23 protein-coding genes and 2 pseudogenes are annotated in these 24,371 nt (G+C 41.4%); 17 read left to right on the top strand and 8 right to left on the bottom strand.

Annotation, left to right across the window (positions count from 1 at the left end):
- Positions 1–79 precede the first annotated feature (79 nt).
- Genes ACQ76X_RS27830 through ACQ76X_RS27805 form a run of 6 tightly spaced genes read left to right on the top strand, consistent with a single transcriptional unit; the run spans position 80 to position 3,053 of the window.
- Positions 80–682 (top strand): hypothetical protein, encoded by a 603-nt coding sequence (locus ACQ76X_RS27830; RefSeq protein WP_438497043.1) that lies wholly within the window; start codon positions 80–82, stop codon positions 680–682.
- Entirely contained in the window at positions 675–1,397 is a 723-nt protein-coding gene (locus ACQ76X_RS27825; RefSeq protein ID WP_438497042.1) for a cytochrome c biogenesis CcdA family protein, read from the top strand. Before ACQ76X_RS27830 ends, ACQ76X_RS27825 begins: the two co-directional genes overlap by 8 nt.
- Positions 1,398–1,415: 18 nt before the next feature.
- Positions 1,416–1,973 carry a TlpA family protein disulfide reductase gene (locus tag ACQ76X_RS27820; RefSeq protein WP_438497040.1) on the top strand — a complete coding sequence of 186 codons (558 nt, stop codon included), beginning with the start codon at positions 1,416–1,418 and terminating at the stop codon, positions 1,971–1,973.
- A complete protein-coding gene (locus ACQ76X_RS27815) occupies positions 1,952–2,218 on the top strand; it encodes a rhodanese-like domain-containing protein (protein WP_438497103.1) in 267 nt (88 codons plus the stop codon). The genes ACQ76X_RS27820 and ACQ76X_RS27815 overlap by 22 nt, the downstream gene beginning before the upstream one ends.
- A 52-nt stretch (positions 2,219–2,270) precedes the next feature.
- Positions 2,271–2,660: a rhodanese-like domain-containing protein gene (locus ACQ76X_RS27810; protein ID WP_438497039.1), complete on the top strand. Its 390-nt coding sequence runs from the start codon at positions 2,271–2,273 to the stop codon at positions 2,658–2,660.
- A 57-nt stretch (positions 2,661–2,717) separates the two neighbouring features.
- Entirely contained in the window at positions 2,718–3,053 is a 336-nt protein-coding gene (locus ACQ76X_RS27805) for a thioredoxin family protein (RefSeq protein WP_438497038.1), read from the top strand.
- Between the two features lie 136 nt (positions 3,054–3,189).
- Here ACQ76X_RS27805 and ACQ76X_RS27800 read toward each other — a convergent pair whose 3' ends face one another.
- Positions 3,190–3,951, bottom strand: a complete 762-nt coding sequence (locus tag ACQ76X_RS27800) for an MBL fold metallo-hydrolase (RefSeq protein WP_438497037.1) — start codon at positions 3,949–3,951, stop codon at positions 3,190–3,192.
- Between the two features lie 164 nt (positions 3,952–4,115).
- Between ACQ76X_RS27800 and ACQ76X_RS27795 the strand changes: the two genes are divergently transcribed.
- Positions 4,116–4,526: an Lrp/AsnC family transcriptional regulator gene (locus ACQ76X_RS27795; RefSeq protein ID WP_438497036.1), complete on the top strand. Its 411-nt coding sequence runs from the start codon at positions 4,116–4,118 to the stop codon at positions 4,524–4,526.
- A 732-nt stretch (positions 4,527–5,258) separates the two neighbouring features.
- On the opposite strand, the gene ACQ76X_RS27790 is transcribed toward ACQ76X_RS27795, so the two are convergent.
- Positions 5,259–6,224: a LacI family DNA-binding transcriptional regulator gene (locus ACQ76X_RS27790; RefSeq protein WP_438497035.1), complete on the bottom strand. Its 966-nt coding sequence runs from the start codon at positions 6,222–6,224 to the stop codon at positions 5,259–5,261.
- A gap of 160 nt (positions 6,225–6,384) precedes the next feature.
- On the opposite strand from ACQ76X_RS27790, the gene ACQ76X_RS27785 reads away from it, so the two are divergent.
- The 5 genes and pseudogenes from ACQ76X_RS27785 to ACQ76X_RS27765 all read left to right on the top strand — a co-directional run bounded on the left by ACQ76X_RS27785 (position 6,385) and on the right by ACQ76X_RS27765 (position 12,825).
- A complete protein-coding gene (locus ACQ76X_RS27785; protein ID WP_438497034.1) occupies positions 6,385–7,707 on the top strand; it encodes a 6-phospho-beta-glucosidase in 1,323 nt (440 codons plus the stop codon).
- Between the two features lie 181 nt (positions 7,708–7,888).
- Positions 7,889–8,158: pseudogene (locus tag ACQ76X_RS27780) on the top strand (transposase); the annotation flags it as partial.
- A gap of 337 nt (positions 8,159–8,495) precedes the next feature.
- Positions 8,496–9,338 carry a BglG family transcription antiterminator LicT gene (licT, locus tag ACQ76X_RS27775; protein ID WP_438497033.1) on the top strand — a complete coding sequence of 281 codons (843 nt, stop codon included), beginning with the start codon at positions 8,496–8,498 and terminating at the stop codon, positions 9,336–9,338.
- Positions 9,339–9,447: 109 nt separating this feature from the next.
- Complete coding sequence (locus ACQ76X_RS27770; RefSeq protein ID WP_438497032.1) at positions 9,448–11,352, top strand: beta-glucoside-specific PTS transporter subunit IIABC; 1,905 nt, start codon at positions 9,448–9,450, stop codon at positions 11,350–11,352.
- Between the two features lie 42 nt (positions 11,353–11,394).
- Positions 11,395–12,825 (top strand): 6-phospho-beta-glucosidase, encoded by a 1,431-nt coding sequence (locus tag ACQ76X_RS27765; protein ID WP_438497031.1) that lies wholly within the window; start codon positions 11,395–11,397, stop codon positions 12,823–12,825.
- Between the two features lie 176 nt (positions 12,826–13,001).
- Here the strand turns inward: ACQ76X_RS27765 and ACQ76X_RS27760 are convergent, their stop codons facing one another.
- Positions 13,002–13,343 carry a winged helix-turn-helix transcriptional regulator gene (locus ACQ76X_RS27760; protein ID WP_438497030.1) on the bottom strand — a complete coding sequence of 114 codons (342 nt, stop codon included), beginning with the start codon at positions 13,341–13,343 and terminating at the stop codon, positions 13,002–13,004.
- A 138-nt stretch (positions 13,344–13,481) separates the two neighbouring features.
- Here ACQ76X_RS27760 and ACQ76X_RS27755 point away from each other — a divergent pair, with 138 nt between their 5' ends.
- The 3 genes from ACQ76X_RS27755 to lepA all read left to right on the top strand — a co-directional run bounded on the left by ACQ76X_RS27755 (position 13,482) and on the right by lepA (position 16,904).
- Positions 13,482–14,384, top strand: coding sequence for an SDR family oxidoreductase (locus tag ACQ76X_RS27755; RefSeq protein WP_438497029.1), 903 nt, complete (start codon positions 13,482–13,484; stop codon positions 14,382–14,384).
- A 118-nt stretch (positions 14,385–14,502) separates the two neighbouring features.
- Positions 14,503–14,625, top strand: a complete 123-nt coding sequence (locus tag ACQ76X_RS27750; RefSeq protein ID WP_438497028.1) for a hypothetical protein — start codon at positions 14,503–14,505, stop codon at positions 14,623–14,625.
- A gap of 467 nt (positions 14,626–15,092) precedes the next feature.
- Positions 15,093–16,904 (top strand): translation elongation factor 4, encoded by a 1,812-nt coding sequence (gene lepA / locus ACQ76X_RS27745; RefSeq protein ID WP_438497027.1) that lies wholly within the window; start codon positions 15,093–15,095, stop codon positions 16,902–16,904.
- Positions 16,905–17,256: 352 nt separating this feature from the next.
- Here lepA and ACQ76X_RS27740 read toward each other — a convergent pair whose 3' ends face one another.
- The 3 genes from ACQ76X_RS27740 to ACQ76X_RS27730 all read right to left on the bottom strand — a co-directional run bounded on the left by ACQ76X_RS27740 (position 17,257) and on the right by ACQ76X_RS27730 (position 20,757).
- Positions 17,257–19,737: an FAD-dependent oxidoreductase gene (locus ACQ76X_RS27740; protein WP_438497026.1), complete on the bottom strand. Its 2,481-nt coding sequence runs from the start codon at positions 19,735–19,737 to the stop codon at positions 17,257–17,259.
- Positions 19,734–20,027, bottom strand: a complete 294-nt coding sequence (locus ACQ76X_RS27735; protein WP_438497025.1) for an ArsR/SmtB family transcription factor — start codon at positions 20,025–20,027, stop codon at positions 19,734–19,736. Before ACQ76X_RS27735 ends, ACQ76X_RS27740 begins: the two co-directional genes overlap by 4 nt.
- Positions 20,028–20,385: 358 nt before the next feature.
- Complete coding sequence (locus tag ACQ76X_RS27730; protein ID WP_438497024.1) at positions 20,386–20,757, bottom strand: GntR family transcriptional regulator; 372 nt, start codon at positions 20,755–20,757, stop codon at positions 20,386–20,388.
- 147 nt (positions 20,758–20,904) lie between these two features.
- On the opposite strand from ACQ76X_RS27730, the gene ACQ76X_RS27725 reads away from it, so the two are divergent.
- On the top strand, positions 20,905–21,345 hold the full coding sequence (locus tag ACQ76X_RS27725; RefSeq protein WP_438497023.1) for an OsmC family protein: 441 nt from the start codon (positions 20,905–20,907) through the stop codon (positions 21,343–21,345).
- 57 nt (positions 21,346–21,402) lie between these two features.
- Positions 21,403–21,738, top strand: a complete 336-nt coding sequence (locus ACQ76X_RS27720; protein ID WP_438497022.1) for a thioredoxin family protein — start codon at positions 21,403–21,405, stop codon at positions 21,736–21,738.
- A 646-nt stretch (positions 21,739–22,384) separates the two neighbouring features.
- On the opposite strand, the pseudogene ACQ76X_RS27715 reads toward ACQ76X_RS27720, so the two are convergent.
- Together ACQ76X_RS27715 and ACQ76X_RS27710 are read right to left on the bottom strand one after the other, a co-directional pair.
- Positions 22,385–23,064, bottom strand: a pseudogene (locus ACQ76X_RS27715) (transposase family protein); the annotation flags it as partial.
- Positions 23,065–23,767: 703 nt separating this feature from the next.
- Positions 23,768–24,310, bottom strand: coding sequence for a cysteine hydrolase family protein (locus tag ACQ76X_RS27710; protein WP_438497020.1), 543 nt, complete (start codon positions 24,308–24,310; stop codon positions 23,768–23,770).
- Positions 24,311–24,371 lie beyond the last annotated feature (61 nt).

Below are 24,371 nucleotides of genomic sequence, written 5' to 3'. Positions count from 1 at the left end.
GCATAATATTCAAGTCGGTTCTTTAGTCTTAAACGGACAACTGATATTCTATTTTTGGTTTGGGACAGCGGGCTGGTTGATGTTGCGTTACCAATATCGGAATCAAAGGGTACAAGAGGAAGTGTTGATCCCCCTTACCAACGCGTTCTGGTTATGGATGGTTGTCTGGAAGGCAAGTTATTTGCTATTTTATCCCGTGGAGGTTATTCAGCGTCCGATCTCTCTCCTGTATTATGATGGCGGGGAACGCGGGGCATGGCTGGCAGCTTTGGCAGCAGTGGTCTATATCTGGAAGGCAGCCTCAAAGCGGAATATAATATTTGCGGCTTGGGTCGACAGCTTGATTATATATATGCTGGCGGGTTACTTAGCTTCACGGATATTGTTGCTCCTTACCGGAGCGGAGCTCATATGGTTTCATTTGACAAGCGCAGTATTATCCATTGTACTTCTTATCCTTCTACAGACTACAAGAGCATCAAATTTGCCTGCCGCCAGAAGGTTCGTTTATGTTGTCTGGTTCTGTATCGGACATATTGTACTTTGGTTTTTCATTTCCGAACGGCAACTGTGGTTTTTATCGTTCAACAAGCAGCAGGTATTCTACCTTATAGCCGCCGCGGGTCTGGCCGGAATGGGCGGGTTGACCGATAACAAGGAAAAGAGAGGGTTAGATGAATAATATTAATGTTTTCTCAGCCTTTGCCGCAGGTGTACTATCCTTTTTATCCCCTTGTGTTTTTCCGCTACTCCCCGCTTTCATTTCTCATTTGACCGGTTCATCCGTTCAAGATGGCAAGCTGGTTGTAAATAGGGGGAAGATGATTTTTCTATCCCTTTTTTTCGTCGCGGGTTTCAGCCTTGTTTTTATTACGCTGGGAGCTTCGGCAAGTTTTATAGGCCATTTCTTTGCCCGGGAACGCGATGTAATTCAAAAAATAAGCGGCTTATTGATTATTATCTTTGGCTTGCAAATGGCGGGGATTCTAAATTTCCGGTTGCTGATGTCCGGTAAGACAAGAGAATTCAAGACGAAAAGAAGACGTGGTGCAGTGCGTTCACTGCTTACTGGTATGGCCTTTGGTGCGGGCTTTAGCCCTTGTGTGGGTTTGGCGTTGTCAGCTATTTTACTTCTGGCCGGGTCCAGTGATACGCTGTGGAATGGCGTTGGGCTGCTTACCGTCTATTCCCTGGGAATGGGAGTGCCGTTCCTGCTGATTTCATGGTTATTGACTTATTCTCTGCAATTAATGAAAAAAATCAACAAATGGGTTCCTTTTCTGTCCAAATTGAACGGCTGGTTAGTCATTGGTCTGGGATTTTTGTTGTTTACCGGACAACTGCAGAGAATTAGTGCCTGGCTGGCCCAATATACACTTTTGGATATCAACTTTTAGTGGATGGTGATGAATCAGTTGAGAAAAAACCTGATTGCGATCCTTGTTTTGATAGGACTTGTCGTTTATGGCGGCTACGATTATTTTAAAAAATCACCCTCAGAAACAATACAAATAACGAAGTCAGAAAACAAGCAGTTGAGGACGGGGATCCTGAAGGGACAGCTGGCGCCGGACTTTGCGCTTACGGACTTAAAGGGGACTACAGTTCAGCTGTCTGATTTTAAGGGCAAGATCGTACTGGTTAATTTTTGGGCTACCTGGTGTCCGCCATGTCAGGTGGAAATGCCTCATATGCAGAATATTTTTCAGGATTTCAAGGCAAAAGATGTTGTCATTCTGGGGGTCAACATGACGCTTACAGAAGAGAATTTGGAAGACGTTCAGACCTTCGTTAATGAACAACAACTCACGTTTCCAATTGTCATGGACGAGAAGAGTGATGTTGTGCAAACTTATCAAGTTGTTGCTTATCCCACGACATATTTACTGGATACCGAAGGAGTCATCCTGGAAAAATTTCAAGGGGCGATCAGCTATGAAATAATGGAAAAATATATATCCAGAATCCATTAAGGAAGCTTGATGTAAGAGAACAGGAAGAATGGCAGGAGGGACATATAGCCGGCGCAAAACACCTTCCTCTCGGACAACTAAGCGAGCGTCTCAATGAACTGGATCCAAATCCCGAGACCATTGTGATCTGCAGAAGCGGCGGCAGAAGCGGACTAGCGTGTGAACTGTTAATCGCTAGTGGTTTCAACGCCATCAGTATGACCGGAGGACTTAATAATTGGAAAGATGAGTTGGTTTGTGATTAATCATCCTTCTGTTTCCTGAGGAGGAATTAATAATGAGGAAGGTGAGCTTTATATGAATAATGATCTTTTGTCGAGCTTGTCTATAATCTTGCTGGTCATCGTATTTATGTACATTCGATTTGGAAAGACGAAAGGCTTGAAAACGTTGAATGGAGAAGCTTTTAAACGAGAACTCGAGCAGTCCAAAGAGGCGGTGCTTATTGATGTTCGTGAATCAGGGGAGTTTAAGGGAGGGCACATTAAAGGAGCCAAGAATATCCCTTTGTCTGAATTGAATCTCCGGCTTGGCGATCTCCCAAAGGATCGTGATCTGCTGCTCTATTGCAGAAGCGGTATGAGGAGCAAGAGAGCAGCAAAAATACTGCTGAAGAATGGTTTTGCCAAGATCGCACATCTGAACGGCGGACTTGGCGCCTGGTCGGGTCCTTTATTAAAACGGTAACGTATTTAGGGGTGAAATATTACGACCAGGGTTGGTCAAGTGAAATGAGGTTTCTTAATGAAAGAGGTATATGAATTGACTACGCTAAGGGAAATCGAGGATTTTCTTAAGAATTACGAACTGAGCTTTTTATATATATCCAAGCCCGATTGCAGCATCTGCCACGCACTGTTGCCCAAACTAAAAGAACTCCTGTCCCATTATCCACTTATCCGTCTCGGGCATATTGATGCCAGCAAAGTCGAAGAGGTAACAGGGAAGTTTCTCATTCTGAGTGCTCCGATGATGCTCTTGTTCATCGAACAAAAAGAGTATTTGAGAGAAGATCGATTTGTTCGTTTATCACTGTTGAAGGAAAAGCTGGACCATATTTATCAGATTTATAATGAATAATTCACTAATGGTGACGATTCAGCCAAGGCTGAGTCGTTTTTTGAATACGGTGGGGGGCTATGGCAAACAAATAACAGCTGCCGGAACCTCCGGCTGCTGTTATTTGAATTTATAGGTGAACAGTAATCCTTATATGTTAGAATGTATAAGATTCGCCGTCATCCGGCACTAATACATTAGAAGTAATCCCTTTTTCATTTAGGAAGCTTTTTAACTCTGCTCTTGACAAGGTCCAGTGATTTACTGCTTCCATGTGAACTGAAACAATCATCGCGTTAGGGGCAGCCTTATGCACTTCATAAATATCGTCTTTTCCCATAACCAGAGAGCCGCCTTCTGTGAGTTGGACATCTCCTCCATTAACCACAATGATTTCCGGTTGGTGTGTTTCGATTTCTTCCTGAACATCTTCGTACCATACGGTGTCTCCGGCGACATATAACGTTTTCTCATCTGGATGTTTAAAAACAACACCACAAACTACTCCTACCAGGGATAAGATCTCTCCTCTTCCATGTGCGCCTTTCGTTTTCACTAATTGGATCCCTTCGAAGGATGTGCTCTCGGATAAAACTTCAATGTCTTGGAAGCCGGCTTTTTTGATTTCTGTTGCATCTTCTTCATTTTGTACAAACATTTTTACGTTTTTTGGCAGCACTTCTTTGGCAGCTTCATCGAAGTGGTCATAGTGTAAATGAGTAACAATGATCGCATCTACATCCTTAATTAAATCGTCAAGCGATATCGGCAAGTGAACTAAAGGGTTATATTGTTCATTTTTAGTCAAAGCAGGAAATGGCGGAAGAGTTCCCTTCTCTGCCAAGAATGGATCAACCAAAAATTTCTTACCTGCATATTCAACAACCAAAGTTGCATTTCTTATCAATCTAACTTTCATAATATTAGCTCCTTTTCTTTTGTTATATATTTATTGTACCTAAGAGACCATTTAATTTACATATATAAAATCAGGTCTTTGGATGATTTGACTTTAATTTTGAAAGGAAATAATATTAAATACGTTTGCTTCGATTTTCACGCAATTTCACTGGAGGGATTACCATGGATCAAACCGATTTGCTTATTCTGTCCGAATTATCTAAAAATAGCCGTATCACAATGAGGGAATTAGGGGAGAAAGTGCATATGACCGGGCAAGCAGCAGCAAGCCGTGTTGCGAAACTGGAGGATAATGGAGTGCTTGAAGGCTATACGATAAAAATTAATCACTCCAAATTAGGGTGCTTTATTCACGCTTTTATTACGCTCTATACCAATACGCTTAATCACCAACCGCTGTTGGCCTTTATTAAAATGAAAGAGCCCTTTGTGTTGAGTAATTATAAAATTGGCGGGGATGGATGTTATCTTCTGGAGTGCAGATTTCCATCCAATAAACATGTAGATGAATTCTTGGACGGGGTGAGTGAATATGCGAACTACAAAGTGTCGATGGTTATTAAAAAATCATGAAGACTTCGCTGTCGGAGGACAAGAATGTGTACCGTACACCGATTTATTAAAAGTAATGGCCGAACCAAGGTTATTCAAAAAGGGAAATGTCAAGGAAACCTTAATATACTGGACGGGAGTAAATGTTTAGGGATTCGGCTAACAGGAAGGATTGTTTTTTTACGAAGTTCGCAAAAAAGGCGCTATATAACATTGCGCGCTAGTTAAAATAAGATTTGGAGGCAAACTTCGAGATAGTTAAGATAAGAAGTATAACATATGATGATGCAGGGGCAGTGTCAAAAATAATACGCAGAAACTTTAGTGAAGTTAAAGCTGAAATGGAAAAGGAGGTTTATGAATGTCAATAAATCTTGAAGATAATATTGATAAACAACCAATAGTTCTTATTGTAACAGGGCCCTGCCTTTATCCGCAGGTTATGATGCAGACATAGTTGAAGATACATTCTCTGATAATCATAGCCCCGTCAATTAGACAGTAGAAAGATGATTAATCGGTGATCTGTTCCTCTCAGTGTTCTACTGGGGACAGGTCGCCGATTTTTCGAATTAGGAACAGAATAATCATATACAGAAAACTTGGACATATGGAGAGGGTATGGTTCGATAAATGGAGCACAAAGAAAATGATTACAAATATGTACAACAACATCTTGCCAATGAGAGAACACTTGTTGTTTTGTTACTGCTTCATTAAAATCTTTATGACCTTGCCTATGGCTTTTAGGACTCAGGTGGACTTTCGCTCGATTAATTCAAATTCTAAAAGGTGAAGTTCAGGAGCAGGCTGACCCAGCATATCCAGAATGATAAAAAAGGCGTTCTCTGCCTGGTCATTTGCGGGATAGTGGATAGTTGTCAGATCTAACAGATGAGCAAGCTCGGAATTGTCGAATCCCAATATGCCGACGTCAACTGGAGCGGAGAAACCGGCACGGCGAAGTTCGGTGAGGAGTCCGGCAGCCACATTGTCGTTCGAACAGGCGATAGCATCCGGTCTGTTCTTCTGTTCTATCCACCATCTTGCAACCTCTTCTCCATCAAAAATGGTGAGTTTATAGTGGAAATCTGGAAAGTCATTGGATTTTAATTGATACTTAGCTACAAAATCATTATAGGCTCTGATCCGTTCCGGAGTGTTTAATCCTTTTGACGAAAATACGTTTGCGATCCTGCGGTATCCTTTGGCGTAGAGGTATTCAAGTCCTAGCATATAACCATGATATTGATCCATGAAGACTGAGGGAATCGTATCGCTTACAAGCCGCTGCCAAGTTACAATAGGACCGTATTTGGCATAAGATTCAATTACATTCCATTCGTTGGTTCGAAATAGACAAACCAAGGCATCCAACTGCTTGCTGCGCAGCATCTCAAGCGCTATGAGTTCTTGCTGGCGATCTCCGTTTGTAATAAACAACATCACATTAAACCCATGCTTTTGCGCGCTGGTGTTAAAAGCTTGGATAAATGATGTGGATAAGGTCGTATATGTCCCGGTCAAAACACCAATAATCCGGGTCATTCCTTTTTTAAGGGATTTCGCACTGGAATTGGGTACATAATCCAAATGTTCAATGATTTCGAGAATTTTCTTACGTTTGGTTTCATTTACATAAGGATGTTGATTGATGACACGAGAGACCGTTGTTGTGGACACGCCAGCAAGACGCGCAATTTCCTGAATATTGGTCATTTATTCTCACCTCTTCCTTAGAGCATAGCATACTCAGTCGATATGAATCTAATTTTGCGGCCGCTTCAATATGTAGGGAAAGTGGGCTTGACCTGTAATGCATTCCATAAATTAAGGTGGAGTAGTAGTGAAAAAACATCGCATACAGGAGGCGTTCTCATTGAAAAAAGGATTGAAGATTGTGACCATCGGCGGCGGTTCCAGCTACACACCGGAATTGATCGAAGGGTTTATCAAACGGCATCATGAACTCCCGGTCAGCGAACTATGGCTGGTGGACATAGAGGCTGGTAAAGAAAAGCTTGAAATTGTAGGTTCCATGGCGAAACGGATGATAAAGGCGGCGGGGATCGAATGCGACATTCACCTGACCCTCGATCGAAGACAGGCGCTTGCGGATGCGGACTTCGTGACAACCCAATTCCGGGTAGGGCTGCTGGATGCGCGCATTAAAGACGAGATGATTCCCCTTAAGCACGGCATGATCGGACAGGAAACCAACGGAGCGGGCGGCATGCTGAAGGCGTTCCGTACCATTCCGGTCGTTCTTGAGATCGTCGAAGACATGAAAGAGCTGAGTCCAGAGGCCTGGCTGATCAACTTTACCAATCCGGCAGGTATGGTTACGGAAGCCGTGCTTCGGTACGGGCAGTGGGAGAAAGTGATCGGGTTATGCAACGTTCCGATCATGGCGGTCAAGAACGAGGCAGCTGTGATCGAGAAGGAGGAAAAGGACCTCTTCTTCAAATTTGCCGGCATCAACCATCTTCATTGGCATAAAGTTTATGGCCGAAACGGGGTAGAGCTTACGGCCGAGGTTATAGATAAATTGTACGGGACGGACGCCAAGCCGGAGAAATTGGTTGAGAACATTAAAGAAATGCGGTTCTTGCCTGAACAAATCGCCCATTTGGAGATGCTGCCTTGTCCTTATCACCGTTACTACTACATGACCGACAGTATGCTGAAAGAGGAACTGGAAGCAGCAAACGGAGAAGGAACCCGCGGGCAGGTCGTCAAGCGCCTGGAGGAGAGTTTGTTTGAACTGTACAAAGATCCAAACCTCGACTACAAGCCCAAGGAGCTGGAGAAACGCGGCGGGGCTTATTACAGCGATGCGGCCTGTGAAATCATCAATTCGATCTACAACAATAAAGGCACAAGAATGGTGGTCAATACCCGAAATCGAGGCACGATCAGCGACCTTCCTTACGAGAGTGCCATCGAAGTAACGAGTATTATCACGGCGCATGGGGCGGAGCCGGTCCACTTCGGAGCGTTCCCGCCAGCCCAGCGGGGGCTGCTGCAGTTAATGAAGGCGATGGAAGAGCTGACAGTCGAAGCCGCAGTTACGGGAGATTATGCGACCGCCCTGCAGGCCTTCATATTGAATCCTCTTGTAACGAGCGGCGATGCCGCAAAAGTTGTTCTGGATGAGCTGTTGGAAGCCCATCGCGAATACCTTCCTCAATTCTATAAGTGAGTGTGTTTTAAATATATATTCATTACGAAGGGGCTGTCCCATAAGTCATGAAATGGCTGGGACAGCCCATGTTTTTGGAGTTGGTTAGACGGTTGCGCTTGGTGAGTACGCTCCGCTGCTTAAGCGGAAAAAGTTTCTACACTTTCTTTAAAATCACAAAAAGAAATCGCTTTGTTTGCCAATGGATTTAGAGGAAGATATTCCAGAACATCACCTTGTTCGTTTTGTGAATGCCGCCGTCAATCGACTAGATAACTCCATCTTTGACGCCACCTACCCCAGCGGTGGCCGCGACAGCTACCACCCCAAAATGCTTGCTAAAGTCATTAGCTACGCGTATGCACAGCGCATTTATTCTTCCCGGCAAATCGCCAAAGCGGTACGGGAGAACATTCCCTTTATGTGGATTATACAAGAACGAGCCCGGTCAGTTGACTCTCTGGCTCGTTTTGTATTCTGTTCGAAAGTGTACATACGAATTACCTGTAGCATTCGGATGGAACCGCTATCCGATAAGTGAAAATATTTGTTGGTGTCGGTCAGACACTTGATGATTATTAAAGGGAATATTGGAAATAATGATGATTGCATCAACCGTATGGAAATCTTCTCTCTATAAAAAAATATTGAATAATTAACTAATCATAGATATAATTAAAGTGCGAGTTAAGGATAGTGATTGTTTAATTACAAGCTAGACCTGCTTGCACATTTTGATTAACGTATCTTCGGGACGTTAATTTCATTATGTGCGGGCGGGTCTTTATTTGTATAAAGGAGGGCAGAACATGATTATACGTAAAATTCTTAACAATAACGTGGCGGTAATACGGGATAAATTCGACCAAGAAGTTATTGTGATGGGCAAAGGAATAGCATATCAAAAAAAAATTGGGGATCTGATTGATGAGCAAGTCGTAGAAAAGATTTACTCATTGTCAACCAAAGAATCATTTATTAAACTACAGGATCTTTTAACAGAGATTCCGATTGAATATTTTAATGTAAGCGACCAAATAATAAATTACGCAAAGTTAACTTTAGGGAAAAAGTTGAATGATAGTATATATATATCTTTAAGTGATCATATATTTACAGCCGTGAATCGGTTTCGGGATGGCGTTATTTTAAAAAATGCACTACTTTGGGATATCAAGCGCTTTTACCCTGAAGAATATGAGGTTGGTGTTAAGGCTCTACAATATATCAGTCAGGATCTAGATATTCAATTCCCTGATGATGAGGCTGGGTTCCTTGCTCTGCATATAGTGAATGCCGAAGAAAGAGAAGAGAGCCAAGATATCTATCGGGTTACTAAAATCATTCAAGAAATAAGCAATATTGTAAGGTTTTATTTTCAGATTAATTTTGATGAAAAATCAGTTTACTTCTATCGCTTTATTTCACATTTGAAATTTTTTGCCCAAAGATTAGTTGGCGGGAACATGCATGAAAATGAAAGTGATCAGGATCTGCTAGATGTAATTAAATCAAAGTATAAGAACGCTTTCTTATGCGTCGAAAAAATAGAAAAGTATATCGAAGCTAATTATAGTTACAATCTTACAAATGAAGAGAAACTGTATCTAACAGTCCATATCCAAAGAGTAGTTTACAAAACAAATTCTTAAAATAATTCCTTTAAGGGGGTGAGATGTTACACGCAAGACAGGATGGTGACATTAAGTTGGCCAGACCCTTCAGGATCTATTTATATAATAGTTATGGAGGAGAAAAATAATGGGTAAATATCAAAAGTTAGCTGAAGAGATCGTGAACCATGTAGGGGGATCAGAAAACATTAGTGATCTGACACATTGCGTTACGCGATTAAGATTTCATCTGAAAGATGACTCACTGCCAAATGATGAAGTTTTGAAAAAAATAGAAGGTGTAGTTACGGTCATACGCTCCGGTAGTCAGTATCAAGTCGTTATTGGTAATCATGTCTCAGAGGTGTATTCCGAGGTTACAACGTTTGCTAAACTTAATCATGGTCAATCGGATCCTTTGGCAGAGACTGTAGTTAAAAAGAAAAAACCGTTGGATGCCCTCATTGATATCATATCAGGTTTGTTTCAGCCAATTCTTGGTATTTTATTAGCGGCCGGAATGCTTAAAGGCTTCAATACGTTGTTAAACGTTTTAGGCGTATACTCTTTAGATAGTGGAACTTATACGCTCATCAATGCTATGGGAGACGCTTTATTTATGTTCCTTCCTGTATTTTTGGGCTATACTTCCGCCAATAAATTTAAAGTTCAGCCCTTTATTGGCATATTGATTGGCTTAGCCATGTGTTATCCTGCGATCCAGTTGGATGCTTTGGCTGGCTCCAAAGAGCCACTTTATACCTTGTTCAGTGGTACAGCGTTAAGCTCCCCTGTATATCTGGATCTGTTTGGTATTCCGCTAATCAGCATGAACTATACGTCCACCGTGCTTCCGGTCATCATCGTTGTCTACTTTGCTTCTAAAGTACAACGCATGCTTGATAAAATTGTTCCGGATGTAGTCAAGTTTTTTATGGTACCGATGGTTACGGTATTGGTATCTTTATCTCTGGGATTTTTAATAATAGGCCCTGTAGCAAGCTATGCCTCTGAATTGATTGCGCAAGGAATACTTGCTGCACGGGACGCAAGTCCATTACTTGCAGGTTTTCTGTTGGGGTTTCTATGGCAAGTCATTCTTGTTTTCGGACTCCACTGGGGGCTAATTCCTCTTTATATAAACAATATTACGACGCTAGGTTATGACACCATTATGGCCTCTGTCTTTGCGACCTCTTTTTCCCAAATGGCCATTGTGCTTGCAATTATCATCAAAACCAAGGATAAAAATTTGAAAGCATTAGGGATACCTGCGGCTATTTCAGCACTATTTGGTATAACCGAGCCGGTAGTTTACGGAATTACGCTTCCGCGAAAAAAACTGTTTATCATGAGCTGTATTGTTTCCGGGGTTGCAGGAGGATTTTACGGGCTATACAACCTGAGGGAGTTTACTTTCGGAGGGTTAGGAATATTTGAATTTTTTACAATGATTGATCCTAATGATCCTGGAACAGCCAACATTATGATTGCCATTATTGGGGTTGTTTTTGCCATGATCGTTTCATTTATTCTAACATTTGTAATGTTTAAAGATGAAACAGCGGAAGTCGAGACTCCAAAATCCGAACTGAGCAAAAGACATGTCATGTCCAGTCCGATGAGCGGTGAGGTTATTTCTATTAAAGAAGTAAAAGATGAAGCATTCTCACAAGAAGTTTTAGGTAGAGGGATTGGAATTCGTCCTTCAACAGGTGAACTGGTTGCCCCATTTGATGGCAAGGTTGTCACACTCTTTCCTACAAAGCATGCTGTTGGACTGGTATCCGATGAGGGAATGGAAGTACTGATTCATATTGGTTTTAACACTGTGCGATTAAAAGGAAAACACTTTGAAGCGTTTGTACAGGAAGGTGATACAGTTCAAAAAGGTCAGAGACTGGTTACTTTCAACATTGAAGAAATCGAAAAAGCAGGTTTTTCGGTTGAGACACCAATGATCGTTACAAATACGGATAATTACCTGGAAATTATCGAGACAAAAGAATCCAAGGTGAATGCAGGCGAAGTTCTGCTGACAGGCTTGCTCTAAGAAACGGTTTACAATTACGCGTGTTTGAAGGAGACGATTTATATGGGTTTTAAAGAAGGATTTTTATGGGGCGGTGCTACCTCGGCCAATCAGTCCGAAGGTGCGTATGATGTGGATGGCAGAGGCCTTGCAAACGTGGATTTGAGCCCTACAGGCGAAGATCGGGAGAGCGTTTTGATGGGGAAACTAAAAATGTTTGATTATGGTCATAACTACTATTATCCGGCAAAAGAAGGCATTGATATGTACCATTACTTTAAGGAAGATATTGCCCTGTTTGCCGAAATGGGCTTCAAGGTCTATCGGTTATCGATTGCATGGAGCAGAATTTTCCCTAAAGGTGATGAATCTGAACCGAATGAAGCCGGACTTCAATTTTACGAGGAGTTGTTTATGGAATGCCGCAAGTATGACATGGAACCTCTTGTAACCATTACTCACTTTGATGTTCCAATGCATTTGGTTAAAGAGTACGGTTCTTGGAGAAATAGAAAGCTGGTCTCTTTTTATGAGAGATTATGCACAGTCATTTTTAACCGTTACAAAGGTTTGGTGAAATACTGGATTACCTTTAATGAAATTAATATGGTTCTGGAAGCTCCGTTTCTGGCAGCCGGATTATTTATTGAGGAACATGAGGATGCAGAAGCTGTAAAATATGCAGCAAGTCATCATGAACTGGTCGCTAGTGCTTTAGCGACCAAGATTGCGCATGAAGTAGATCCAGAGAATAAAGTGGGTTGCATGCTGGCAGCCAACGCACCCTATCCGAGAACATGTGATCCGAAAGATGTCTGGAAAGCCAAGCAGGTAGAAAACCAGAGTTATTTCTTCATAGACGTTCAAGTAAGAGGGGAGTACCCGGCTTATACGCTCAAAGACTTGGAACGCAAAAATATTGTCCTTCCGTTCGAAGAAGGGGACAAGGAATTACTAAAACAGCATACTGTAGATTTTATCGGCTTCTCGTATTATTCTTCAAGCGTCGTAAGTGCAGATCCTGAATTAACAGATACGATTGGAGGAAATCTGTTTCCGAGCTTGCCTAATCCATATCTGAAAGCTAGTGATTGGGGCTGGCAGATTGATCCGCTTGGACTACGAATTACGCTGAACAACATCTATGATCGCTATCAAAAGCCGTTGTTTATTGTGGAAAATGGCCTAGGTGCAATGGATATGCCTGACGAGAACGGTTATGTTGAAGATGACTATCGAATTTCCTATTTAAGCGAGCATATTCGCGCGATGAGGGATGCGGTAGAATACGACGGTGTAAATCTGCTGGGTTATACAGTTTGGGGACCTATTGATATTGTAAGTGCAAGTACAGGTGAGATGAAAAAAAGGTATGGGTTTATCTATGTTGATCGGGATGACTTTGGTCAAGGTTCATTTAAACGAACCAAGAAGAAATCATTTGAATGGTATAAAAAGGTTATTGCTACTAACGGGAAAGATCTGGATTTATGATTGGCATTTTTAAGTACTATTGAAATTGGGTGCCTTAGCTGAATCTGTTCCATTATAAATGGGTGATTATCAGAGCGATCTGGTTCATTCGATGTTAAGTAGTATTTAAACGGCCTCAGTCTTAACTATATATGGGACCTGAGGCCGTTACCATACCGAGACATACTTGCCACGGCCTATGATTCTTTTGGATTATTTGCGATGTGGTTCAGGCCCCAATTCTCCATCTGATAAAGTATAGAATGCAGGCTCTTCCCGGTCTCTGACAAAGAATACTCTACCTTGGGTGGGATTTCAGAATACACTTGTCGGTTAATCAGCCCATCGTTTTCAAGCTCACGCAGCTGGCGAGTGAGTGTACGCTGAGTAATATTGGGAAACTCTTTTCTTAATTCATTAAATCGTCTCACGCCAAGAATCGAAAGCCTGTGCAAAATGACTAGCTTATACTTGCCCCCAACCATATTGACCGTATATTCAACCGGACATTGTGAGCAATGTGAGTCTTGTTTATCCACTCTGTTTCTCTCCTTTATTAGGTATCCTTAAGGATACTATATATCCTTCATGTGCGTACTTACATAAATGAATTTAAACCTGTATTATTTAACTATAATCACTAAACTTGTTTTAGTAAGCGGAAGGATGATGAACAAATGGCAATTAAGGATAAAGTATTAGTTTATGGAGCTGGCGGCGTGCAAGGAGGGGCAGTCGCTAGCAAGCTTCTGAAAGAAGGATACGCCGTTCATACAATCGTAAGAAATTCGGACAAGGCAGCTCAGCTTCAAGAGCAAGGCATTACTGCCTTTGTTGGTGATCTATCAGATGCAGGCAGCCTAACTCCAGCTTATCAAGGTGTCAGCAAAGTGTTTCTGGTGTTGCCGGTGGATTTCGACTTGGAGCGTAATCGACAATTCATCCGTAATACCGTCGATGCCGCCAAAGAAGCCAATGTTAAGCTTCTCGTTTTTAATGCCAGCGGTTTCTTTACAGATGATGTTACAGGTGTTGCTGCCTATGATATTAAGAGGGAATTGATTGCTTATGTGAAGCAAAGTGGCATTCCGTCTATCATCCTTCAACCTACACTTTATATGGAAAACTTCCTTATCCCCGGCGTTGTAGACAACCAAACACTGGCTTATCCTGTGCCAGCCGATTTTGCAATCACTTGGATCAGTATGGAAGATGCAGCTGCTTACAGCGTATATGCACTTAACCATCCAGAACTGGCAGGGCAGACATTACCAATCGTAGGACCTGAGGCGCTGACCGGAAATCAACTGGCTGAGCAATTTAGCGCCGCACTGAATAGAAATGTACAGTTTTACTCTCTCCCAGTGGAAGCGTTCCAAGAAGCGTTATCTCCGGTACTGGGCAAGGAATCAGCAGTAGGCCTGGCCGACTCGTACAAATGGCTTGGATTAAATACTCATTTACTTCCCAAGCCAGAGCAAGTCAGCGACGAGCTGCGTTCTGCCACACCGGGCACTCCGCTCAAAGAGTGGGTGAAACAAGCTGTGCAGAATGGATTTTTCACACCCGTCGCTGGCTAATACCGGAAGGGTGATGACGTAATCCCTGAGAAACTGAAGTTAACACAATAACAGAATCAGTCAAAGCTTCATTAAATTCTTGTTGCTGCTTCTTGAGGTCAAAACTCGGATACAGTAGATGGTCTCTATATACGTCCGCAACCTGCTGCCGAAGAGAAGGCAAAGACCACGCGGACGAACGAAAGAAGTGGATCAGCGTCTCGTAACAGCGGCCATTCAGCGAGAGAACCTGGATGACTGAAGGCACGCCCAGACGGTCGGAGCGTAACATGAAGCCGACGACAATCACGACAAACCACTCAAACGTGGCCTGTCTGGAAAAGCAAGAGCGGAAGGGAACTAAAAGATCATTCAGATTTTTGAGCATAGGTCTGGTCAATCGCTCGAAAATGAGACACACTTTTTGTTGTAACCTATTCAGCGATGGATATCCTTTCTTGGGGTAGGAACCTTAAGGATACGAGAGCATTGCTGATTGGGTTATTTTGCTATGTTACGATTTTTCGACAAGAACTTTTGACTGTCCAGTTACTATTGATAAAAGAAATATATATAAGTAAACTATAATTAGTTTCTGAAAACTCTATAAGGAAGTGTTTAGAATGTATTTTCCTACTTTAATTATTATTACGATTGGTGTTGCATCCTAAATAGAGGATTGCAAAAATCCTCTAATCAACTAATAAAACATTAGAGGAGTAATAACCAATGAAAAACCAACAAGAATATATACGTAACTTTTCGATTATCGCGCATATTGACCATGGGAAGTCAACATTTGCTGACCGTATCATGGAGTTGACTTTAACTGTTTCAAACTGGGAATTAAAAGAGCAAATGCTTGATTCTATGGATGTGGAACGCGAACACGGAATAACGGTAAAGTCACGCACAGTACGCGTTTTTTATCAAGCGAAGAATGGAAAAGAGTATCAGTATAACTTAATTGATACTCCTGGACATGTTGATTTTACTTACGAGGTTTCAAAAGCCTTGGCTGCTTGCGAAGGTGTAATTCTTCTTGTAGATGCAACACAAGGTGTTCAGGCACAAACCGTCGCGAATTATCAGATTGCAAAAAATAATAATTTAGTCATCATACCAGTTATCAATAAAATTGATAGTCCAAATGCTAATGTGGAACAAACCCGTCGCCAAATTAGTGAACTAATGGATTTTAACGAGAAAGATATCTTATGCATCTCTGCGAAAACGGGTAAAGGTGTTGATGATGTGTTGGAGTATATTCAAGCTGTTATCCCTCCTCCAGCAGATGTAATTGAAGAACCTTTAAAAGCACTTGTATTTGACTTTCAATACGACCCATATAAAGGAATAATCGCTTATATCCGTTTGTTTGAAGGTTCTTTAACTAAGGAAAAGGCGCTTCTGTTTATGGCTACACAGACATATTTCCACCCTGTAGAGATTGGCGTATTTTCTCCTCATATGCAGTCAACAGATTTACTGTCTGCAGGTGAGGTAGGATATGTAGTTACTGGTTTGAAAGAAGTACAGCAAGTGAAAATTGGTGATACATTAACTTCATCTACCACTCCAACAAATGAACAATTGCCAGGTTATGAAAAATCAAAGTCGATGGTTTATGCAGGGTTTTATCCTAGAGACGATAGACAAAAGGATTTTGAAAATGCAATTCATAGACTATCCCTGAATGACTCATCTTTCCATTATCAGGAGGAACAATCTGAAGTACTGGGGAAAGGGTATCACTGTGGATTCTTAGGTATGCTGCATCTGCAAATTATTCGAGAACGACTTGAAAGGGAGTATGGTGTAACTGTAATTACAACGGCTCCTAACGTTCCGTATCTTGTAAATATGAAGGATGGCACCGAGTTATGGGTGAATAATCCCGTTTACTACCCGTCATTCAATAAAGTACAACTGGTGAAGGAACCGATTTCAGATGTGACGATTACATTACCACAAGAATATATTGGCGATATGATGAAGCTGGCCACAAGTCGAAAAGGAATTTTTATTGATCTAAGTTATCAAGCGGAGCAGGCAATATTAAACTATGAGATGCCTACTTCAGAAATTGCCTATGATTTCTTTGATCAGATAAAGTCATTATCCCGTGGCTATGCAACAATGGCTGTGAAATTAAAAAATTACCGGATCGCGGATTTAATCAAAGCGGAAATTTTTGTGAATTACGTTAAGATTGATGCCCTGGCTTTTATTCTTCACAGAGAAGATGCTTACCGTACTGCATCTGAACTTGTCTTAAAATTAAAGCATACAATTCCTAGAAAACTGTATCCTATGCCTGTGCAAGTAATGGTTGAGGGAAAGGTAATTGCTAGAGAAGATGTTCCTCCATTAAGAAAAAATGCTGCAGTTAGCGGTGAGAAGAATAGCATTTCTAAGAAACAAGCCCTATTGAGGAGGCAAAATATTAATAAGCGAAATTCAGAACATAGCGCAATAGAGCTACCACAAGAAGTTTTTAACTCCATTTTAGAAATCAATAAGAGGACAAACTATTTATAAACCAGATGGCTATATTGTCGGATGGAATTGTGGTCATGTAGGTGGATAACATGTTTTCCATTCACATTTACATGTAATCCCTAGATATGCTGATGAAGATATGACAGGAAAGGATATTTGGTACTTCGTAAAGAATGATTAAAAGTTCGATTAAGCTCCCTCGAAATGATTTAGTTTTCTCACCATTCATAGGCGCATATTTTACCAATGAAGAAGACATTTCGCATCTTTATGTGAGCAGAGTCGAAGTCACTTGTTTGCGGTTGGTTTGACCTTAATCGAGGATATTTTGTGCCGGAAGTTGTGCTTCCGGCATTTTGTATTTTTAACACATGAATTTATGCAAGTAAGATTAAATAAACAGATTAAGACTAGATTGATCTGCCTGACCGAGATAGTAGCCAACACCACTAATTTTCACGCCGTCTATAAGTTCTTCTTCAGTTATTCCCATCACATCCATTGACATTGAACAAGCAACCACTTCAACACCCTGTTGAATCGCAGATTGAATTAATTCTTCCAAAGACGAAATATTTTTATCTTTCATGACACTTCGGATCATTTTCGTCCCCAGACCCAGCATGTTCATCTTTGATATAGTCAACTTTTGACTGCCGCGGGGCATCATGGCTCCAAACATGCGCCCAACAAAGCTTTTGGATACAGGGACTTTCTCCGGCTTTCTGATAACGTTTAATCCCCAGAAGGTGAAGAACATGGTCACTTTTTTTCCGCTTGATGCAGCTCCATTAGCAATAATAAAGGACGCTATGGCTTTGTCGAGATCACCACTGAACACAACCATAGAGCTGCCATCCAGGCGGGAAGGTGTCGCTTCCGTTGCAGCGGGACGATTAGTATCAGGGGTACCTTTTCTTAAAAAAGCTTCAGTTGTTCCCCTCTGTGTCTTACCTACTTTAATTAATTGATTGCCTGACATTTGTGCCCAAGCCAGAATATCTTCATAAAAACCGGGATCGGATGCTGTTACGTGCAGCACTTGGCCGTTTTTCAGCTTATCCATCTGTTGCTTGACTTGAATGAGTGGACCGGGGCAGGATAATCCACAAGCATCCAGTTCAAAATCTGCATGTAATGCGTCTTCTTGTTGCTCAACTATTACAGCTGTTTCTTGTCTAACGTCTGCAGGCGTTGGCACCGGCGATGGCGTTGATTTGCTGGAGGGCGTATAATTGGCCATTTTATATGTCTTGTAGCCACCTGTTAAATTCCGAGCATTATACCCCTTTTGCTGTAAAATTCGTGAGGCAGTATAACCTCTTAAGCCAACTTGGCAATACACCCAAATCTCTTTACTGGGATCCAATTCACTTAGTCGCGAGCGGAGCTCGTCCACAGGAATAAGTATAGAACCAGGAATGTGACCATTGTTGTGCTCGATCTCAGAGCGAACATCCACCAGAATGGTATGTTGAGAATCACGGGTTTTTAAGTCTTGGGGTACAAACACTTTAGTTCTCCCTGTAAGTATATTCTCCGCAGTATAGCCGGCCATATTAACAGGATCTTTTGCAGACGAAAAGGGTGGAGCGTAGGAAAGCTCAAGCTCGGTCATATCGCTAACTGTTCCACGGAAGTGAATAACGGTTGCTATATCATCAATTCTCTTATCCACTCCGTCAGATCCTACAGCTTGAGCGCCCAGTACAGTACCTCTAGTGTCAAAAAGCAGCTTAATGGTAAGAGGGGTAGCACCTGGATAATATGATGCATGAGAACTTGGATGAACATAAGCTACTTGATAGGGAATCCCCAACCTCTGAAGAGTTTTCTCATTGTTTCCAGTAGTTGCTCCCGTCAAGCCGAACACTTTAATAATAGATGTTCCCTGTGAACCTTTATAAGTCACTCCCAAACCGCATACATTATCTGCAGCAATACGTCCTTGTTTATTGGCAGGGCCAGCTAACGGTATAGCGGTCTTGGTCCCATTAATGAAGTCAACCACTTGTATCGCATCACCGACTGCAAATACGCCATCCACATTAGTCTCTAATTTATCATTTACTATGATATGGCCCCTGGAAGTAAGTTCTATTCCGCTATCTTTTAAAAAGGAAGTATCAGGTGTAACCCCGATAGCTAAAATAACCATATCAGTAACTAACATTGTTCCGCTGGCTAACTCAACCTGTATGCTGTCATCAATTTCCTTAAATGCCTTCGCGCTTTCGGAGAAGAGTAGATTGACGCCGTGTTGTTCTAATTCTTGGGTCAATACATGGGACATTTCGATATCGAAAGGCGCCAGAATCTGAGAATCGGCTTGAACGAGGGTAACATTCAGTCCTATTTCTTTAAGATTTTCCGCCATTTCCACTCCGATGAAACCGCCGCCTATAACAATAACGGACTTAGAATTCGCTTCGCTTACGCGTTGCTTTATGCGATCCGTGTCTGCTATATTACGTAAAGTGTAGACTTTGGAGCTATCAATGCCGGGTAAAGCAGGACGTATAGGTTTTGCTCCTGGCGCTAAAATAAGGTAATCATAACTTTCGTCGTAAATGCCGCGATCATTGCTGTTAACGCGGACTGTTTTGGAGACAGGGTCGATACGGGTCACTTCACTTTTTGTACGAATGTCAAGATTAAAACGCTTATACATGGCTTCTGGTGTCTGCACAATCAGTTTGGAACGGTCTTTAATTGAATCGCCGATATAGTAGGGTAACCCGCAGTTGGCAAAAGAAATATGTTCATCGCGCTCAAACATCACAATATGTGCTTCCTCATCCAAACGGCGCAGGCGTGCGGCGGCTGAAGCTCCTCCAGCAACTCCTCCGATAATTAGAACCTTTTTACTCATGATTGATCATCCTTCCCGAAGAAAACTTGAATTAATTGTTTCACTCTGACATCAGCAATGGTGTAGTTGACTTCGAGTCCATTACGTTCAGTTTTGACAATGCCGAAGCTGCGAAGTTTTTGCAAATGCTGAGACACTGTGGATTGCGGAAGATCTAAACATTCCTTCATAAATCCAACGTTGCAAGCCCCTTTTTTCAGAAGTCCTTTAACGATACATAATCGAACCGGATGAGCTAAGGCCTTTAGAATGTCACAAGCCTCATTAAATTGTTCGAAATCATTATCCATACTGGAATTTCCCCTTTGCTTTATATATCGTTATATCGTAATATTACAATATTCAAATTTATAAAGCAAGTTGAAAAAAATTTATGCTAAATCGGGGTGATTTTCAGACAAATTGATGCAACACAAAGAGTTCGACTTGGAAGAGCTTCACTTTATCTTTAAGAAATACTTTAATTGGTATCAAAAGATAAGTGCCTCAAGTGAAGAGGTTTTCTGATTATACAAATATTAGATTTCTACGCCTGACATAATTCAATGGATTTTTTACCGGCATCAAAAATAAACCTGAGGCTAAAACCACTCCAGACGAGATAAGTTGATGAAACACTTTAATAATACCAATTTCACGTTGAAAGAATTAAAAATGTAGTTTACGTTTGTGTTTCTGGCCAAACAAGTGAACATAAGCGAAGCCGGATAGTAGTAGGTCATCAATAGCAAAATTTAATTTGTGAGCTTCGTCGATCATTTGTTCTACAAAAGAAAAATGAGGATTGTTAGCTTTAAAACGCTGAATTTGTTCTTCGTCGGCAACTTGCGTTCCCCACCCCTTTTTCATCAGCAGAAGCCCGTCTTCTTTCAACTGGGTATATACGCTCTGAATGGTGTTCCGGTTAATCGACAATTGCACGGCCAGCTGATTGGTGGAAGGAAGCACATCTCCCGATTTGAGCAGCCCTTTTCCTACAAGCCATTTTATCTGTTCTTTAATCTGTATATAAATAGGCAAGGGAGAATCGGGATCGATATTAAAAATCTAGCATTCTTATGTAGATTACTTGTTCTGCGGAGAATATTTGACAAATTCTAAAGAAGGAATTAACATGTGAATATAAATGACTAATTATCTAGTTAACTAACAAAGGAGATGTTTGTGATGGATCAAGCAAAAACAAAATTGAAAATGGTTTGGAACGGAAACAAAAGCGGGGGCGGGAAGATCGAAGCAGGTTATCTCAACACAGAAATTGCCATGCCCCAATCCTTCGGCGGTAGCGGTGGAGGTACCGAACCCAAGGAACTGCTCGTCGCTTCAGCAGCAACTTGTTTTCTGATGACGCTTGTAGGGCTGCTTGAGGCAAGAAGTGTAGCTGTAGACAGCCTGAAGATGCATTCGGAAGCAAGTGTCTCCAAAGAGGAAGGGTTCAAAATTGTCCACCACCCAACAATTGTTCTAGCTGGCGATGCGACTGAAGATCAGGCTCAATTGGCCGAGCGAACCATTGAAGCGGCTGACCGAAACTGTGATGTCGGAAATATGCTTAAAAAAGCAGGCGTTCAAATCGATATCAAAGGTGAAGTATCCAAAATCGGTTAATAAAGCATTGTGTAGATAAATGTGGTCTGGGCTAATTCTGAGAAATGGGGGAGCTTGATGAAAGAGGTTAAGGAACTGGCTTCGATCCGGGAGGCCGAGGATTTTTTGGAGGAAAATGAATTGAGTTTCTTGTATGTATCCAGGCCCGATTGCAGTACATGCCACGCTCTGCTGCCCAAGCTGAAGGAGCTGCTGTCCAGGTACCCGCTTATCCGCTTTGGGCATATCGACGCCAGCAAAGTTGAAGAGGTGGCAGGGAAGTTTCTGATCCTGAGTGCTCCAACCATGCTCTTAATTATCGGACAAAAAGAGTATTTGAGAGAGGATCGTTTTGTACGCTTCGACGTTTTGAAGGAAAAACTGGACCATATTTATCGGATGTTTAATGAATAATGATTGGCTAAGAAAATAACCTTTAAAGATTTAACCTACATTTAATAAAGGCCAAATCTTATTTAGCTATATAGAATGCGATTAAGAAGCTCCCAAGCTTACTTCAAACACCAAATCAGGTAAAGAAGATCTTCTCTCTGTCTATCCAAATGGAAAAATCCCCTTGATTCTGGATAACAGTCGGATTCAAGATGCTATAGAGTTACAGCCTTTTTGAAAAATTCTATAAGATTAAAGATCTTTATATTGCGTGAGAATCTTAGAACCCTACTGGTTAAACATAAACTACAATTCATGTATGTATGAGTAAGGAATTAGGACAAGAAAATTGATGAGAGACACAAGTATATTGCAGAGGAGATTAAATAATGTATGATACTTGATCGTTCTGCGTGGAGAATTGTTCAGATCAGTATTGCATATGAACTCAGCAAAGAGAGAAACTGTGTCTCATAATTAATCAAGGGTCTTATATTGATCAAGAATAGGAGTGAACTTTCTTATCTAAGAGAGATCATTCCTATTCGTCGTATCCCGCTTATAGAACTTATAAAGAAGTTCCCTTTGAGGTCACCAAGCAGCTTTTTCATTTCCTGATCCAAAAGTACAATTGTGGGATGAGGTGAAAGTTGATGTTTTCAAAAGAGGCTTTAGCTAAATCCATCACCACGGCTTTGGGTTTAAGTAGCATGAAATCTGGATGGGACTTCGCATAATTACGTAAGTCCTCAAGCTTTCGTCCGGGTAACAAATCAAGCATCATCTCTCCCTTGAGGTCATGAATGCCTGTATTGTAGGTATGTCCCTTTTTGATGGCGAAGTCATCAACGCCTAACACCAAACTATGGTTTGCTTTTGCCTGTCCCCAAGCTTGTTTTGAAAGACGTTCACTTTCCATAGGAGTCGCCTCGTTGTGCATCTGTTGCACGGTACTGGCGGGCGCTTGTTGCATACGAGCGCTATGTGCTGCGGTTGAGCCCATAGCTTGTTCGGCAGCTCGTGTTCGAAAGAGGTTGCTATATCGTCTTTTAGATCCAACAAAGTCATACGCCTAAACAAAACTAACCTGACACTGCGAACACTGCATACGGATTGTTGGAACCAATAGGTATACGATCTTCTCAAACACGGAAAGGTGCCTTATGGTACGTGTTTCATTACTTCCTTTACGAATGACGTATTCATCGGATCGACAAATCGGGCATCGCTGTTTGGTGTCTACTGGCGATGCTTCTCTATATGAATTTCATCAGCGTTTATCTGCAAAATCTGTTGGATTTTTAGTTCAGGTAAGTTGAACATTTCATTGATATACTTAGTTTGCATCTGCTCATTCCTTTGTTGTTTGGTAGGACTTACAACATTACAGGATTGGCAGATGTTTTTCTATTTTTATCCTTGGATTAGCTTACGGTGAAGCTCCGATTCACTGCTTTACCCGTTCTGTCCTCTTCCAAGCAGGTAAAAAGAGATCCATATTGGAACTGGAAGATATTTTGACTGGAAGGCGATGGCAGAGTCTATAGAAGAAAGGCTGATTAGCCGAATCGAACCTATTTTCAAGTGAGACACGGTGATATGGAGCGGCAGTAGAGCAAGGCTGACCCTGCGCTATGATTCAGCCCTGTGGGCAGCATCATATATATAGCAACAGCACACTTCACCAATGAAGGAGAACCGTACACTTTTTATTTCACTTCACTTGTATGCAAGGAACAAGAGGGCAAACAAACCAAATGCCGGCTCCAGTTTGAGATAGAAGATATTGTTTCTAAGAGCAGTTACCAGATACCAATCAAATGAAACTAGGAGGGATTGAATGCGGAAAGTTGACCTGTTTTATCTTACTGCTTATAGTAGTTAACTCCCTATTTATAGTCGCAAATATCGCTTTAGCTCAAAATTGTTCTGCCAGTCTTGTTGCGAACAGTGAAGGCATAGGAATTTCAAATTCAATTGCATCACTCTTAATAGCAGAGGATGGTTGGTCAGTAGAATCGAGAAGGGGCTTTAGCGATGTGAGTCGCGTTTATTCAATAATTTCAGTGTGGAAGCAAAGTTTCATGTGATTTATCATTGTTTCTCCAAGGTCAGTAAATGTTGCCACACCTCGTTTATGAGTTGCTGTTTTGAACCCTTCTGCATCTGCTCCTGCAACTGTTAAATAGACACAAATATCTGTACACACCCCAACAGTATGAACTTTATCTACTCCTGAATTTCGTAAAGTTTGGGCCAAATCTGTATTAAAAAATGAATTATAGTTCGTTTTTGACGTATAAATTACATTATCATGATCCTTATTATCTTGAAACCAATCATATAATTCTCCGAACAATTGTTGAGCTTCTGTACCTACAATATTATGTGGTGGCCATAATTCAAAGTGTGGATCATTGGGTTGGTGTTCATCCATTGTTACTGCAACTACATTTCCCTCCGCTAAAAATCTTGTTGCCAAATCTTTAATAAAAGGTACTATCTCTTGTGCAGGCTTACCAGCCGTTAATGTTCCATTATCAGCTACAAAATCATTACTCATATCCACAATTAATAAAGCTTCTTTTGCCATTTTAATCCGACTCCTCTAAATAAAAATGAAGACCTTATCTCAATCGATAAGGTCTATTTAA

This window comes from Paenibacillus sp. IHBB 3054, from assembly GCF_051594305.1.
Lineage (GTDB): Bacteria > Bacillota > Bacilli > Paenibacillales > Paenibacillaceae > Paenibacillus_AQ.
Note: the sequence above shows the minus strand (reverse complement) of the source record. Positions and strands in the feature narration are given on the sequence as shown.